At 33.9% G+C, this 14,809-nt stretch carries 11 protein-coding genes and 2 tRNA genes; 5 read left to right on the top strand and 8 right to left on the bottom strand.

Annotated elements, in window-relative coordinates:
- Window positions 1-11: 11 nt before the first annotated feature.
- From LPC21_RS00910 to LPC21_RS00880, 7 genes are all read right to left on the bottom strand, one after another.
- Entirely contained in the window at window positions 12-1,400 is a 1,389-nt protein-coding gene (locus LPC21_RS00910) for a TolC family protein (protein WP_229317512.1), read from the bottom strand.
- Window positions 1,400-2,746, bottom strand: a complete 1,347-nt coding sequence (locus LPC21_RS00905) for an HlyD family secretion protein (protein WP_229317511.1) — start codon at window positions 2,744-2,746, stop codon at window positions 1,400-1,402. Before LPC21_RS00905 ends, LPC21_RS00910 begins: the two co-directional genes overlap by 1 nt.
- Window positions 2,747-2,750: 4 nt before the next feature.
- Window positions 2,751-4,415: a peptidase domain-containing ABC transporter gene (locus LPC21_RS00900; protein ID WP_229317510.1), complete on the bottom strand. Its 1,665-nt coding sequence runs from the start codon at window positions 4,413-4,415 to the stop codon at window positions 2,751-2,753.
- Between the two features lie 5 nt (window positions 4,416-4,420).
- Window positions 4,421-5,092 carry a TetR/AcrR family transcriptional regulator gene (locus LPC21_RS00895; protein WP_229317508.1) on the bottom strand — a complete coding sequence of 224 codons (672 nt, stop codon included), beginning with the start codon at window positions 5,090-5,092 and terminating at the stop codon, window positions 4,421-4,423.
- A 121-nt stretch (window positions 5,093-5,213) separates the two neighbouring features.
- Window positions 5,214-6,731 carry a 2,3-bisphosphoglycerate-independent phosphoglycerate mutase gene (gene gpmI, locus LPC21_RS00890; protein WP_229317507.1) on the bottom strand — a complete coding sequence of 506 codons (1,518 nt, stop codon included), beginning with the start codon at window positions 6,729-6,731 and terminating at the stop codon, window positions 5,214-5,216.
- A 128-nt stretch (window positions 6,732-6,859) separates the two neighbouring features.
- A complete protein-coding gene (locus LPC21_RS00885; RefSeq protein ID WP_229317505.1) occupies window positions 6,860-9,265 on the bottom strand; it encodes a DUF5916 domain-containing protein in 2,406 nt (801 codons plus the stop codon).
- 253 nt (window positions 9,266-9,518) lie between these two features.
- Window positions 9,519-9,959: a GNAT family N-acetyltransferase gene (locus LPC21_RS00880; RefSeq protein ID WP_229317504.1), complete on the bottom strand. Its 441-nt coding sequence runs from the start codon at window positions 9,957-9,959 to the stop codon at window positions 9,519-9,521.
- A 169-nt stretch (window positions 9,960-10,128) separates the two neighbouring features.
- On the opposite strand from LPC21_RS00880, the gene LPC21_RS00875 reads away from it, so the two are divergent.
- Both LPC21_RS00875 and LPC21_RS00870 read left to right on the top strand, forming a co-directional pair.
- A tRNA-Gly gene (locus LPC21_RS00875) sits at window positions 10,129-10,201 on the top strand.
- Between the two features lie 45 nt (window positions 10,202-10,246).
- A tRNA-Gly gene (locus tag LPC21_RS00870) sits at window positions 10,247-10,319 on the top strand.
- 33 nt (window positions 10,320-10,352) lie between these two features.
- On the opposite strand, the gene pepE is transcribed toward LPC21_RS00870, so the two are convergent.
- Window positions 10,353-11,060 carry a dipeptidase PepE gene (pepE, locus tag LPC21_RS00865; protein ID WP_229317503.1) on the bottom strand — a complete coding sequence of 236 codons (708 nt, stop codon included), beginning with the start codon at window positions 11,058-11,060 and terminating at the stop codon, window positions 10,353-10,355.
- A 141-nt stretch (window positions 11,061-11,201) separates the two neighbouring features.
- On the opposite strand from pepE, the gene LPC21_RS00860 reads away from it, so the two are divergent.
- Genes LPC21_RS00860 through LPC21_RS00850 form a run of 3 tightly spaced genes read left to right on the top strand, consistent with a single transcriptional unit; the run spans window position 11,202 to window position 14,796 of the window.
- Window positions 11,202-11,936, top strand: a complete 735-nt coding sequence (locus tag LPC21_RS00860) for a carboxypeptidase-like regulatory domain-containing protein (protein WP_229317502.1) — start codon at window positions 11,202-11,204, stop codon at window positions 11,934-11,936.
- A 56-nt stretch (window positions 11,937-11,992) separates the two neighbouring features.
- Window positions 11,993-12,496: a DUF6702 family protein gene (locus LPC21_RS00855; protein ID WP_229317500.1), complete on the top strand. Its 504-nt coding sequence runs from the start codon at window positions 11,993-11,995 to the stop codon at window positions 12,494-12,496.
- Between the two features lie 56 nt (window positions 12,497-12,552).
- Window positions 12,553-14,796 (top strand): M1 family metallopeptidase, encoded by a 2,244-nt coding sequence (locus LPC21_RS00850; protein WP_229317498.1) that lies wholly within the window; start codon window positions 12,553-12,555, stop codon window positions 14,794-14,796.
- Window positions 14,797-14,809 lie beyond the last annotated feature (13 nt).

Here is a 14,809-nt window from a genome sequence, read left to right as displayed (position 1 = left end):
AAGTAACAATATTAATCCGGATTTGCCATGATCTTAAATAATTCAGCATTCGAATTTAAAAATCGATTTTCCAATCCTAATTGTGTGAGTTGAATGCTTACCAAATTATTTTCTCTTGAATTCAGTAAAAAAATAGAACTTTCCCCCAGCGAAAATAATCGTTCTTCGGATTGTAGCATTTGACTATTTCCAGCAACCAAACTGGATAACAATTGGAGTTGCTTTTCTATTGACTTGATCTCGGTTTGTTGTGCGTTGATTTTATTCTTAAGCTGAACACGCTCTAAATTTAAACTGAATTGAGTGTCTTGAATTTTAAATTTTGCCAATTGTAAACTACCGCGTTCTTTTCTCAGAAATAGTGGAAACTTAAAGTTTACCCCAATTTTATAATTGTTAAAATTAGTATCATTCCAATAATTAGGCTCAGATAAATAATGATAACCCACATCCATTTTTGGTAATAAACTATTGGCTTTTAACTTTCGATCAACTTCCAAAATGGCCAATTTATTTTCTAACGAATTGATTTTAGGATGGTTTTCAATGGAAATAGTATCTGTAATTAATTGATTGATTTTTAAAGTAGCACTTATTGTTTGTTCTAATTTATTTTCCGGAAGTACATCGTCTTGTAATTCTAGAGGGATATTTTTGTCTAACCATAAATAATTCGATAAGTCTAGCTTTGATTTGGCTAGTTTTAGCTTTGATTCTTCTAGATTCCATTGTCTTGTTTTTACCACGATTCCGGCTTCAACACTATCTATTGCTGGTTTGTCTCCATTATTAATAAGTGTTTTTATTCCCTTATAGCGAAGTTTGGCATTGTTTAAATAAGTAGAATATAATTGCACTTCACTGTGGTTTCTTTTCCAATTAAAATAGGCCAATGAAGCGTTGTATAATACTTCAATAGCTTGTAATTTTCGTTCTGCTTGACTCAATTGTATTTGGATTTTTGCTTTTCGCAAATCGGCCATACGCTGGTTGATAAACAATCCTTGTCCAACGGGTACCGTTATTCCTAAAGAAGTTAATCCGTTATTGGGTAGTGCGTTTTCAGGATTTACAAAAATCCCTTCGCTGTTATCAAATCCTGCTTTTACTTCAATTCCGTACCAGGTCGGAATTTTAAAACTGCTATTAAAAACTGAATAATAGTCTTTGCCTTTGAATTGCTTTTGGTCAAAATCGGCTTCGATTTTTGGATCAAAACCACCTCGAGCCATCATCAAATTGGCTTGCGCCATGTTGATTTCGAGTTGAGCGCTTTTTACCAAAGGATGGTATTTTTTCACATAACCTAAAAACTCATTATAATTGAGTTCTTTCAGATTTTGATTTTGCCCCCAAGCTAAAGAACCTAATAGGAGTAGTACAAAATAGCAATGTTTCATTATTTTTTCTCTTTAGATTTTTCTTCTTTAGGTTGGTAATAATTTGGAGGAAAACCATTTAATGTTCGCCACAATTCAAACCAAATTGGCACGTTGTCAAGCAAAGCTAAAGTTTGAGCCCCAGATCCGATACTAATTTGCTTTGGCCAAACTTCTTCCTCTTGATCAGGCGCAATTAGCACTCTAAATTTTCCATTGGCGCTGATGAAGTTTTCAACGGCAACAATTTTTCCTCCAAAAGTTCCGTAACTCAAATTAGGCCAACCAGAAAAAACCACCGTAGGCCAGCCATCAAACCAAATGCGAACTTTTTCGCCTTTGTGCACTAATGGCAAATCGTTTGGGCTAACGAATGTTTCCACAGCAATGTCATATTTAGAAGGCATGATACTTACAATTTGAGTACCTTCTTTGATGATTTCTCCAATACCAGATTGGATGGCACGGTTGATATAGCCGTTTTGCGGAGCTTTAATGTAATACATGCCGTTTCGAATTTGATAATTCACATACTGGTTTTGTAATTTATTTACTTGTGCTTCTGTATCGTATTGATTACTTAAAGCGGTATATTGATCACTTTCAGCTTTAGACACTTTTTCAGAATATTCTGCTTGAATTCTATTTACCTCAACTCTTGAATTGATTAATTCGTTTTTACTCCCGAGTAATTTATTTTCTTGAGTAATTATTTTAGCCTCAACTTCTTGCAGTTTCAATCTTTTTTCCTCAACATCAGTCATTGGTTTTAACCCTTCCTTGTTTAAAGTTATGGAACGATTGTATTGCGTGTTGGCAATTTTTATTTGTGTTTTAACTGCTTCCAAATCCATACTGTCACTTTTTACTTTCAGTAATGATTGACGGATTTTATTTTGCGCTTGTTGCAACTTCAGCAGCTTCTCATTTTGAATAGCTTTGATTTGAGTTGATAAAGTGGAGACTTTACTGCCATAGGACTGCAATGCCATTTTTTTAGCATCGACTTGGTTTTTAGTATTTCCAACCAAATTGGGATCGAAATAATCTTCTTTTATTTCCGAAATAAACAAAATTGTATCACCCTTTTTAACAAAGTCCCCTTCCTTGACATACCATTTTTCTATTCTTCCTCCAATAGCTGAATGAATGGTTTGCGGACGTTGATCTGGTTTTAGAGTGGTAACGGCTCCAGAACCTGAAATGTTTTGTGTCCATGGTAAGAAAAGAATCACAATACCAATTAGCGAAATGTAAATAATGATTTTATTTAATATTTGGTAATGGGGTCTATTAGCCAAATTTTTCACAGTGCTGTAGTGTTCAATATTTTCAGCAATTGGATTTTTTTTTGAAATATTAAGCATACTATTATTTTTTTAAATCAGTTATTATTTTTCCGTTTTGCAGTGTAATTTTTCTATCGCATTTTTGTTCCCAATACTTGTTTTTGGATGAAACAATTACCGTCCACTGATTTGAAGGTGCTGTTAGAAAATCGATAATCTCTTGGCTAGCTTTTTCGTCCATTTTGTCCAATGGATCTTCATAAAACAGAATTTTTGGCTTATTAACGATGCTTCGCGCTAAAAGAATTTTTTGTGCATTGGATGACGATAATTGACGTCCGTCTGGGAAGATTTTTGTGTCGAGTCCGTCTGGTAATGTTTTTACAAACGAACCCAATTGCACACTTTCAATTGCCCATTTGATATCCTCTTTTGAAATGGATGGATTATTCATCGTTATGTTTTCTAAAACGGTTCCTTCAAAAGGTGTTTCTCCTTGTGTGATGGTGCTGATTTGCGAGCGATATTGTGCAATATCAATTTTTCTATAGGTGTCGTCATTGATAAAAAATGATCCGGAAGTGGGCTGTATGAAGCCGGCTAAAATCCGAATTAAAGTCGATTTTCCAGATCCATTTACACCATCTAAATATATTTTCTCTGAAGGTTCTATTTTTAAATTAATATCGTTTAATACCTCATCCGTTGTCTCCGGATATTTGAATTTTAAGTTTTCAGTTTCGATCGAAAGGTTTGTAAAACAATAGTCTGAATTTTTCTCCCTAGGTTCTTCCATTTTTAAATCGACTATTTGTCCAATTTTTTCTACGGAAGTCAATACGTCATACAAACTTTCTAAACCAATAATGATTTTTTCTACCGAATTAATCACTAACAAAATGATGATTTCGGCCGCCACAAATTGTCCAATGTTCATTTGCTGATTCAATACCAAATAACCACCAATTAATAATAAACTAGCAGTAATTATAACTTTGAATCCAATTAATTGGCTGAATTGTCTTTTGATTACTTTAAAGTGTTTTTCGCGATAATATATATATTCTTCTACTAAATGATTGTTTTTGTCCAAAGCAAAATTGAAATTTTCTTGTTTTCTAAAACTATTATTATTGCGAGCAATTTCCTGTAACCAACTTACCACCTTGTATTTGTATTTAGATTCTTTTAAGCTCGAAGACAAGCCAGCTGCAAATGAAAATCTAAATATAGAATAGAGAAGGAAGGCTAATAATACCCCAAAAAATATAAAGAATGGATGGTATAATGACAATAATAGTATACCAAAAACAATTTGTAATAGTGCGGTTGAAAAATCAATCAATAGTTTTGATGTTCCTTTTTGAATGGTTAAGGTGTCAAAAAAGCGATTGGCTAATTCTGGGGGATATTGATTATATAATTCTTCAAATTTTAATTTGGGTAAGCGATAGCCAAATTCAAATGAAGAACGAACAAATATTTTTTGCTGTAAATTTTCGGTAATTCGTAATTGCATTAACGATAGTATACCAACAAGTGCCACACCAATTACTACAATAAGTACTAATATAATCCAAGATATACTGACTCTACCTGCTTGAATCAAGTTGATAATTGCCTGAATTCCTAAAGGCAATGAGAGACTGACTAATCCGGAGAAAATGGCATAAAAGAATATTTGCGAAATATCTCTACGATCTAATTTTAACAAACTATAAAAACGGTGTAATGGAGTTTGGCTCATGTTTTTTATTTTAAAATCTTAGCAACTAAATCAATATAAAAATCGGTAACGGTATTGGTTTCATCACAACTGGTTATACTTTTCAAATGTTCTTTTAAAAAGTGCTGGTGTAATGCCCCTTCTACTATAGAGGACGCAAGGCTTTTCGCAAAAGTGTAATTAGGATTTACCTCCGTAATAAATTCAATAATTCTATTAATGATTCGTTTATAGACAATAAAGAAACCTTCTTTGTTTTCCTCATCAACCTCTTTGGTTAGAAGTGTTTTAGTGAATTCTTGAATAATTATTTTATTTAAAATAGACTCATTAATGTGTAATGTATTGGAGTCATCTTCTACTTTTTCGGTTACAATAGTGATGGCTTTTTTGAGTTTTTCCAATGGATTGGAAACATTGTTTGTCGCAAAAACCAATTTGTATTCGATCCAACCCCAATACCAAGATGATAAATACAACATCAATTTATGTTTGCTTTCGAAGTAGCGATAAATGGAACTTTCGTTGGAATTAATTTTTTCTCCCAGTTTTTTAAAGGTGAAGTTTTCAAATCCAATTTCATCAATTAATAGAATACTTTGTTCAATTATTTTTTTTCCTAAATCAGAGGTTTCTGGGTTTTTGACATATAATTTGTCATTAACTGAAATGGTTATATTTGAAAGTATGTTTTGCATAATTTAATATATTTTTATGCAAATATAATAGTATTACTATTAAAAATGAAATTTTAACTTTTATTTATAAAAAAAGCTGCTCCAAACGGAACAGCTTTGCTTTATTTGAAAAGTTATATTTCTATAACAAAGAGTGACTTGTCATAGCGGCAGGTTGCGCTACGCCCATCAATTCTAGTATGGTTGGAGCGATATCTCCTAAAACGCCATCATTAATTTTTTTCAAATCTTTATCTACCAAAATAATTGGCACTGGATTCGTAGTATGCGCCGTATTTGGAGAACCATCAGGATTGATCATCGTTTCACAGTTCCCGTGGTCAGCGATAATTATAGTGGTATAGTCATTGGCTAATGCCGCTTCGACTACTTCTTTTACACATTCATCTACTGCTTCACAGGCTTTGATGGCCGCTTCCATAATTCCGGTATGTCCTACCATGTCACCGTTAGCAAAGTTCAAACAAACAAAATCCACTTCTCCTTTATTCAATTCAGGCACCAAAGCGTCTTTCAATTCGTAAGCACTCATTTCAGGTTGTAAATCGTAAGTAGCTACTTTAGGTGAATTTCTTAAGATGCGGCTTTCGCCCTCAAAAGCAGTTTCTCTACCCCCCGAAAAGAAAAAGGTTACGTGAGGGTATTTTTCTGTTTCGGCAATACGGATTTGTTTTTTGTTGGCTTTTTCTAAGACTTCTCCTAAAGTTTCAGTGATATTGTCTTTATTGTAAACCACTTTTACATTTTGGTAAGTTTCGTCGTAGTTGGTAAGCGTTACATAATACAAATTCAATTTGTGCATGTTTTGCTCGTGAAAATCCTGTTGTGAAAGTGCTTCAGTCAATTCACGACCTCTGTCCGTTCTAAAGTTGAAAAAGATAACTACGTCATCTTCTTGTATAACGGCTAAAGGTGCGCCATTTGTATCAACAGCAACCAAAGGTTGGATAAATTCATCAGTCACATCGTTTCCATAACTAGTTGCAATAGAAGATACAATATCATTAGTTGCAGTTCCTGTTCCGTGAACTACTAAATCATACGCTAATTTCACTCTTTCCCAACGTTTATCACGATCCATGGCGTAATAACGTCCAATTACTGATGCAATTTTTACAGGTGTAGGAGCAATATAGTTTTGTAAATCTTGTAAGTATTTTTTTCCTGATTTTGGATCCACATCACGACCGTCTGTAAAGGCATGAATGAATACGTTGTCTAATCCGTATTCTTGTGACGCATCGATCAAACCTCTAAGATGCGAAGTATGCGAGTGCACCCCACCATCTGAAACTAGACCTAAAAAGTGAACTTTTTTATTATTGGTTTTAGCATAATTAAATGCATCGATCAAGACTTGTTCTTTAGCCAAGGTTTTATTGGCTACAGCCAAATTGATTTTAGCTAAATCTTGGTACACAATACGTCCCGCACCAAGGTTCATGTGACCTACTTCTGAATTTCCCATTTGCCCTTCAGGTAAGCCAACGTTCAAACCATCGGTTCTTAATTGTGCACTAGGATATTTTGTATATAAACTATTGATAAAAGGGACATTAGCATTGTCAATTGCAGACACTTTTGGGTCAGGAGATTTTCCCCAACCGTCCAAAATCATAAGGATAACTTTCTTGTTCATCGGTAATTATTTTGCACAAAGATAAGGCATTTCTAAAATCTTTACTAGTTACCTAATCACAATTCTAGCAGCGGCACAAAATAGTAACAAATACTTTGTTTTTTGTTTATAATAAGAATTGTTATTCCTTATTTTTTGAGCGAATTGTAATCAATAAAGTAACGAACACTGACAGAAAACACATGATTTAGTGCATCTTTGTCGATGACATTACGGATGTTGGTTCCTAAATCTCGTTTGAATTCATTCTCAAATAAAGCGGCATTATTTCGGTATAAAATGGATATTTGACTACCAGGTGCAAACCACCAAGAATACGACAAGTCCAAATTCCAAGCATTAAAATTAGAATTGCTGTTTTGGGTAAAATTGGATGTAGGCATTAAAGTACCATCATTTTGAAGATTATAATATTGATTGTAGGTGGCATAACTCAAATAATGGCGCAACGAAAGATTAAAATTCATGTCGCTATTGATGGTGAATTTTCCTTGTATAGTGTTGATGTAAGTGGTACGATCTCTGCGACCCATAAAAATTTCATTTGTGATATCATTATTTCCTACAAAACCTAAATTGTTTACTTGTTGGCTATAATCGATACTATAATTCAAAGAAAATTGATCTGAAAAACGGTATCTCGGAGAAATGGATAATCCGTATCCGATTCGTCCTTTTTCATTAGCAATACCATAGGAAGGATTGATTTCAATGGCAAAACGGTTATTATAATTAGAAGAATAATAGATATAGGCATTAATTACCTCAGGAATTTCAAGAAAACGGGATTGATTTTGAGTTCTTGGCTCATAAAAATCGTAGGTTTTTATGGGTCTTGTATTGAAACCTCCGCCAAAGAAATTATTTTTTTTAGTCATTGAATTGATGTTCAAATTGACCATTCCTTGTTGAATACGTCCAGATCTATTGTCAAATTCTGAATAAAGATTAACAAAAACATTAAACATATTGAACGTTTTGGTCGGGCTTAAAAGACGGTAATTCCAGTTGGAATATAAAGCGTGATAATTGCTTTGGAATTGAATACCCATATCGTCTTTGTCAAAATCTCTTGATATGTATTCAGCACCGGCACTATATTGAAATTTACCACTTGTTTCGCCAAAATTTATACTCGAACTAAAGCCTTTTTTATTGTCAATTCCAAATCCATTGACAACACTGTATTTGTAATCTCCATTTAAATTATAGGTGTTTTTCTTGGTGTTCAAGTCAAACAAAAGTGCCGAAACATTTCCGTCACGTCCATTTCCATTTCGGGTTACATTCGTATTGACAAAAGAAACGGATGAATTGGTTCCAAAACGTTGATCTAATACCATTACATTATAGTTGGCCAGAGGTTCTATTAAGGCTTTGCGTGTTGCCCCAGTTATGTCATTAGTTATAGTAGCTTCAGTTTTTTCGGTTACTGCATTTAATACACCTATCCCTAAACCATTTTTTGTTCTGCCTGAAATTTTCAATGCATTTAGCAAATTGACTTTTGCTGGATAAGTTGTGAATGATTCGTTGGTATTTAAGTCGGCATTAATGGTTGGGCTTCCGCCAATTCTTCTCGAATAAAACAAATTGCCCTTGCTAAATAATTCAGTTCCTTCAGTAAAAAAAGGTCTATTTTCGTTGAATTGTTGTTCAAATGGACCAAGATTTAAAATAACATTATCAAAGGTGGTTTGACCAAAGTCAGGTACTAAAATGGCATCTAATGTAAAAGCATCGTTAATGCCATACTTAATATCAACCCCGCCTTTTAAATCGCCTTTTGTTTTTTGTGTTGCATTTGAATTCAGATAAAAGGAAGAATATGGAATTAAAAACAAACGAGTTGGAGTTATAATATTTTCAATACCATTTAATACACCTTCTTGATTACCTCTGGAATTAATTTTATTATCAATTAAATTCCAAGAATAAAACGTTCGAGCTCTTCTAAAATCACGAATAAAATTGATTCCCCAAGTTTGTTTTTTCTCTGAACTAAATCGCAATGCTGCATACGGAATTTTAATTTCTGCAGTCCAACCAAAATCGGTGATTTGCGTTTTACTTTCCCAAATGGCATTCCAAGAGGAATCCTCTCCGTTACTTTCTGTAAATAAAAAATCTTCTTGAACTCCAGAAGCACTTACAATAAAACTAAATTCTTGCTGGCCGTCATTGTATCCATTAATAAAGATTCCCACACGATCAGCTGTTCCAGAATTGTCTCGCTGACTTAATTCTTTTAATATTTTGCTCGGTTCATCATCATACATTGTAGCTGCAAAATACACCGCTTCATTATCATAAGTAACCCGTACTTCAGTCCTAGTATTTTTTGGTTCTGGGGTTCCATTGTCAGGCATCCACATTACGAAATCTTTTGCCACATCAGCTTTTAACCAAGCGCCTTCATCAAATTTACCATCAATAATTATTTTTTCAGCAGTAAATTGAGTGTTCAAAGTTTTTTTTTGGCTGTAGCCAAAACACAAGAAGAAAAAGAATAGTAAACTGAAGGTATATTTCATAAACAGGGGTTAGGGTTGTATGTGGAATTGTAACAACGCAAAAGTATCAATATAATTGAGTTGCACATGTTAGTATTTATTTTCTCCTAAATGTTACAGTTCGATAGAGAAGTTATCAAACTTATTTTGTTAAAAGCCGAAGTTATGTTAAGTCTTACATTAAAGTGCTGAATAATAATTGTATAAGCTGTAGTGTGTCGTATTTTTGTATTTCTCAACTTAATCTACCCAAATTTTTATCACCCCTTGCAACTTAGAGTTTTTTATACATTAAAAAATGAGGGCCAACGTCATAGATTTCAAATTCAGGTCCTAGAATCTCATGTCCCATTTTTTGATAAAATCCAACCGCGGTGGTCCGGGCGTTAAACCAAATTAAATCGGCTTTTTGAGTTGTAATAAATTTTTCTGCTTCGCTTACCAATGCTTCCCCAATTCCTTGTTTTTGAAAGGTAGGGAGTACTGCCATCCCTCTAATTTGAAACGGTTTTTGTGCTACAAACTGTTCGTTTTTAATCTCAAATAATGAAATTACTCCAATAATTTGGTTGTTTAAATAATAACCAAAATGATGCGTAGAAACCAATTCATCTCCATCAAACTGACAACTTTCAATGGGTTTGCCAGCTCGCAGTACGATATGTCTAACGGGATATGTTTCTGTAGCTGTGATTTTTTGAATAGAATGCATCATTTTTTTTATGGTGAAGTGTTTGCAAATTAAAGAGATAATAATTTCATACTAAAATATTTATGAAATAATTCTACCAGTTTTGATGCTGATTTTATGGAGTTGCTTTTTATTTTTTTGAAAAAAACTTGCAATCATGAAAACTAATTATTTATATTTGCACCGTTGTAATGCGAAAGTAGCTCAGTTGGTAGAGCTCCAGCCTTCCAAGCTGGTTGTCGCGAGTTCGAGCCTCGTCTTTCGCTCTAAAACCTCAAATCTGATTTGAGGTTTTTTATTTAAATTTTTTTGCGAAAGTAGCTCAGTTGGTAGAGCTCCAGCCTTCCAAGCTGGTTGTCGCGAGTTCGAGCCTCGTCTTTCGCTCTTTCCAAGCCGAAACTAGTGTTTCGGCTTTTTTTATTTTACAAAACGTAAATCAGTTCCGCTTTCAAGTTCTTCAGCTTGTTGATTTTGTCTAAAAAGGCGTGCTTTTAAATTTCCTTTTAGCACGATGGAGTCGCCTTTTATGTCTAACCAGCTTCCTTCACGTAACCCTAAAACAGGGATGGAATTGAATTCGTGGAATTCCTTTATACGATCTTCTCGGGTTTCTCCCATATGGTTTGCAGTTCCATCAGTATCAATATAATGCGGATTCAAATTGAACGGAATCATACCTAAGCTTTGAAAACTCGGAGGGTAAACGATCGGCATATCATTAGTAGTTTGGATGGTTAAACCCGCAATGTTACTTCCTGCACTCGTTCCTAAATAAGGGGTACCACTTTTTAGTTTTTGCGCTATAACTTCCATCAATTGGTTTTTATACAATTGGGAAACTAGAACAAATGTATTGCCGCCACCGGTAAAAATGCCCTCTGCATTTTGAATGGCTTCAACCGGATTTTCAAATTCATGAATGCCTTTTACTGCAATATTTATTTTAGCGAAAGCCAAAGCTACCTTTGCAGTATACTCGTCATGTGTTATTCCGCCAGGTCTAGCATATGGAATAAAAAGCAGGGTATTGCAATTTTTAAAATGGAGTTGTAATTCAGCTAATAAGTATTCTAAGTAACTACTTCCGTATACCGTTGAGGTACTAGCCAATAGTATATTTTTCATCTTCAAAATCAATTGTAATAGGGTAAAGGTATACAATCTCCTTTTTTAATTAACAAATAATTACCAACTCATTAGTAATTAATTTGGAAGACAGTCTACTATTTTTGTGAACTTTCCCATTCAATAGGAATTAGTAACTTTATGATTAGACTGCTTTATTTTATCGTCTTTTGGTGTATTGCCCCTCTTTTTGCACAAGAAAAAGGAGCTGTAGCATGTCGTGGAAAAGTCAATGCCGACATGACCAATCTTGAGGGTATTTATGTTATTAATTTAAATACTGAAAATGCCACCATAACAGACTCAAAAGGTTTTTTTACGATTAATGCAAAAGTTGGAGATAGTTTACTTTTATCATCGGTACAATTCAAGTCGGTTACAAAAGCAATAACTTCTGAGGATCTTAGCAGTTTGTTTTTTGTCACTATGCACCCCATTATGAATGAATTGAAAGAGGTGGTTGTAAAACGACCATCCGTTTCAGCAGAATCGTTGGGAATAATACCGTATGGTCAGAAGAAGTATACTCCGGCAGAACGAAAGTATGCAACAGCATCTTCTGGCAGATTAAATCCTTTAGGTTTAGACCCGCTACTAAATTATTTTTCGGGTCGAACTGCCATGTTGAAAAAAGAATTAGAAGTGGAGAAAAAAGAAGGCTATTTGGTGCAACTTGAAAACCTATTCGACAAAAATCATTATGTTAATACACTTCATATTCCATCAGATTACGTTAAAGGATTTTTATATTTTGCAGTTGAAAATCCAAAATTTACTCGGGTATTAAAAACGAAAAACCGAACTTCAATTGAATTCTTGATGAGTGAATTAGCAGCTCAATACAATGAAATTATAGCGTCAAAAAAGGTAAAATAGCAATCTTTACTATTCTATTTTAATGCTAATCTCAAAACTATTCCTATTTTTGAAAGATGAAAAAAACAGTACTTATTGCTTTTATAGGAATACTATTTTGTAGTTTCTCGGCTTTTGAAGTCCATAAATTTTATATGGCCATTTTTCAGGTCAATTATGCTCCCGAAAAGAAGATGATTCAAATTACCTCCCGTATTTTCATGGATGATTTAAATTTAGCTATTGAAAAAAAATATGGTAAAAAGGCTTTTTTGGGTACTGAAAAAGAATCGAATGAGGATGTATCTAATCTTAAGAAATATTTTACAGAAAATTTAATCATTAAAGTAAACGGTCAACCAAAACTAGTTGTTTTTTTAAGTAAAGAGATAGAAGGCGATGTATTAATTTGTTATTGTCGTGTTTCCGATGTTGCTAAATTACAAACAGCCGAAATAACCAATACAGTTTTAACACATTGGAATTCAGAACAACAAAATATTTTACATTGTACTGCTTTTGGTGAAAAGAAAACCGTCCTTTTTACCGCTTCGAACAAAACGGAAGTGTTAAAATTTTAAATCTAATTCTTCTATTTGTTAAAAAGTAGTATTTTCACAAGCTAAAATTCCCCAAAATGAAAAAAATTGCATTATTATTACTTTTACCAGTAATCGCATTGGCTCAGGAGAAGCCTGCAGCCATAGCTCCGAAACAAACCGGAAAATACGATACGAATAAATTCAGTCAGATGTACGATTTATTGGCTACGCCCAATATGTATCGTTCTGCTTCAGGTGCGCCTGGACCGGCTTATTATCAACAACAAGCCGATTATAAAATTGACATTGAATTAGACGATAAGAATTCAAAATTAATGGGTGCTGAAACAGTAACCTATACCAATAATTCGCCTGATACTTTAGAGTATTTATGGGTGCAATTGGACCAAAATCAACAAGCTAAAACTTCTCAAACTCCTTTGGCAGAAAGCCAAAAAATTGATCAAGTGGTACCTGCTGATAAATTTGCTTCAGATTATTTGAGACAAAAACCAGATCGTGGATTCCATATTGAATATGTGAAAGATGCAAAAGGAGCGCCATTGTCTTATACGATTAATCAAACGATGATGCGCATTAATTTGCCTGTGCCAATGAAGCCAGGTTCGACATTTGTTTTCTCTACTAAATGGTGGTACAACATAAATAATTATAGAAAAGAAGGTGGACGATCTGGTTACGAAGCTTTTGAAAAAGACAGTAATAAAATCTATGTAATTGCTCAGTTTTATCCAAGAATGGCAGTGTACAATGATGTAGAAGGTTGGCAAAACATGCAGTTCTGGGGAAGCGGAGAGTTTGCTTTACCTTTTGGAAATTTTGATGTAAACATTACCGTTCCAGCAGATCACATTATTGAAGCAACAGGTGAATTAACGAACCGAGCTGAAGTGTTCACACCTGTTCAATTGCAACGATATCAATTAGCGCAGAAAACATTTGACAAGCCTGTTGTAATTGTAACTCAGGAAGAAGCAACTGCAGCTGAAAAAGGATTTTCAGACAAGAAAAAAACATGGAAATTTAGTGCTAAAAATGTGAGAGACTTTGGAATTGCCTCTTCAAGAAAATTTATTTTTGATGCTATGGCGGTACAATTAAGTACTAAAACTGTTATGGCTACTTCGGTTTATCCTAAAGAAGCGAATCCGTTATGGGGAGAAACATCTACTCGAACTGTTGCGCATACTTTGAAAAGTTACTCTTCTCATACGTTTGATTATCCCTATCCAAAAGCAGTTTCCGTTTCGGCAGAAGATCAAGGAATGGAATATCCAATGATTTGTTGGAATTTTGGACGACCTGATGAAAATGGGGTGACAAGTGAGCAAGTGAAAAACGGTATGATTGGAGTTGTTGTTCATGAAGTGGGACATAACTTTTTTCCAATGATTGTGAATTCAGACGAGCGCCAATGGACATGGATGGATGAAGGATTAAACTCTTTTATGGAATATATGGCTGAACAAGAATTAGGCACCAATTTTCCTTCAAGACGAGGACCAGCTAAAAACATTGTTCCGTATATGAGTGGTGATCAAAAATTTTTAGAACCAATCATGTCAAATTCAGAAAACATTTATCAATTTGGTAATAATGCTTATGGGAAACCAGCTACTGGATTGAATATTTTGAGAGAAACTATCATGGGTCGCGAATTGTTTGATCATGCATTTAAAGTGTATGCAAACCGTTGGAAATTCAAACACCCAACCCCAGAAGACTTTTTTAGAACAATGGAAGATGCTTCTGCATTTGATTTGGATTGGTTTATTAGAGGGTGGTTTTACTCTACTGATTTTGTTGACATTGGATTGGAAGACGTGAAACAATATTATGTTTCTGAAACAGCTACTTCAGATCTAAAAGACGTGAAAGTGAGAAAAGGGCGTTTTGGTTTAGACAAAGGACCATTTGTGTATTTGGTTTCAGGACAAAATGCAGAGTTGAATCCAAAAGATAAAAAAGCGCTAAAAATTGAAGACGTTAAATTGCTTTCTGACTATGTAGATCAAAATCTATCTGCTGAAGAAAAAACAAATTTAAACGCTCCTAAATATTTCTACGAAGTGACTTTCAACAAACCGGGAGGAATGATAATGCCAATTTTAGTCGAATTGACTTATGAAGACGATTCAACTGAAAGCTTCAAATATCCAGCGCAAATTTGGAGAAAAAATAACGATACGGCTCGAAAAGTATTTGCAACTCAAAAAGCGGTAAAGAAAATCCAAATAGATCCAAAATTAGAAACAGCAGATATTGATGTTACCAATAACACTTGGCCAAAACAAGAAGTAAAATCAAAATTTGAATAATTTAAATTAAAAC

The organism is Flavobacterium ammoniigenes (assembly GCF_020886055.1).
GTDB lineage: Bacteria > Bacteroidota > Bacteroidia > Flavobacteriales > Flavobacteriaceae > Flavobacterium > Flavobacterium ammoniigenes.
Note: the sequence above shows the minus strand (reverse complement) of the source record. Positions and strands in the feature narration are given on the sequence as shown.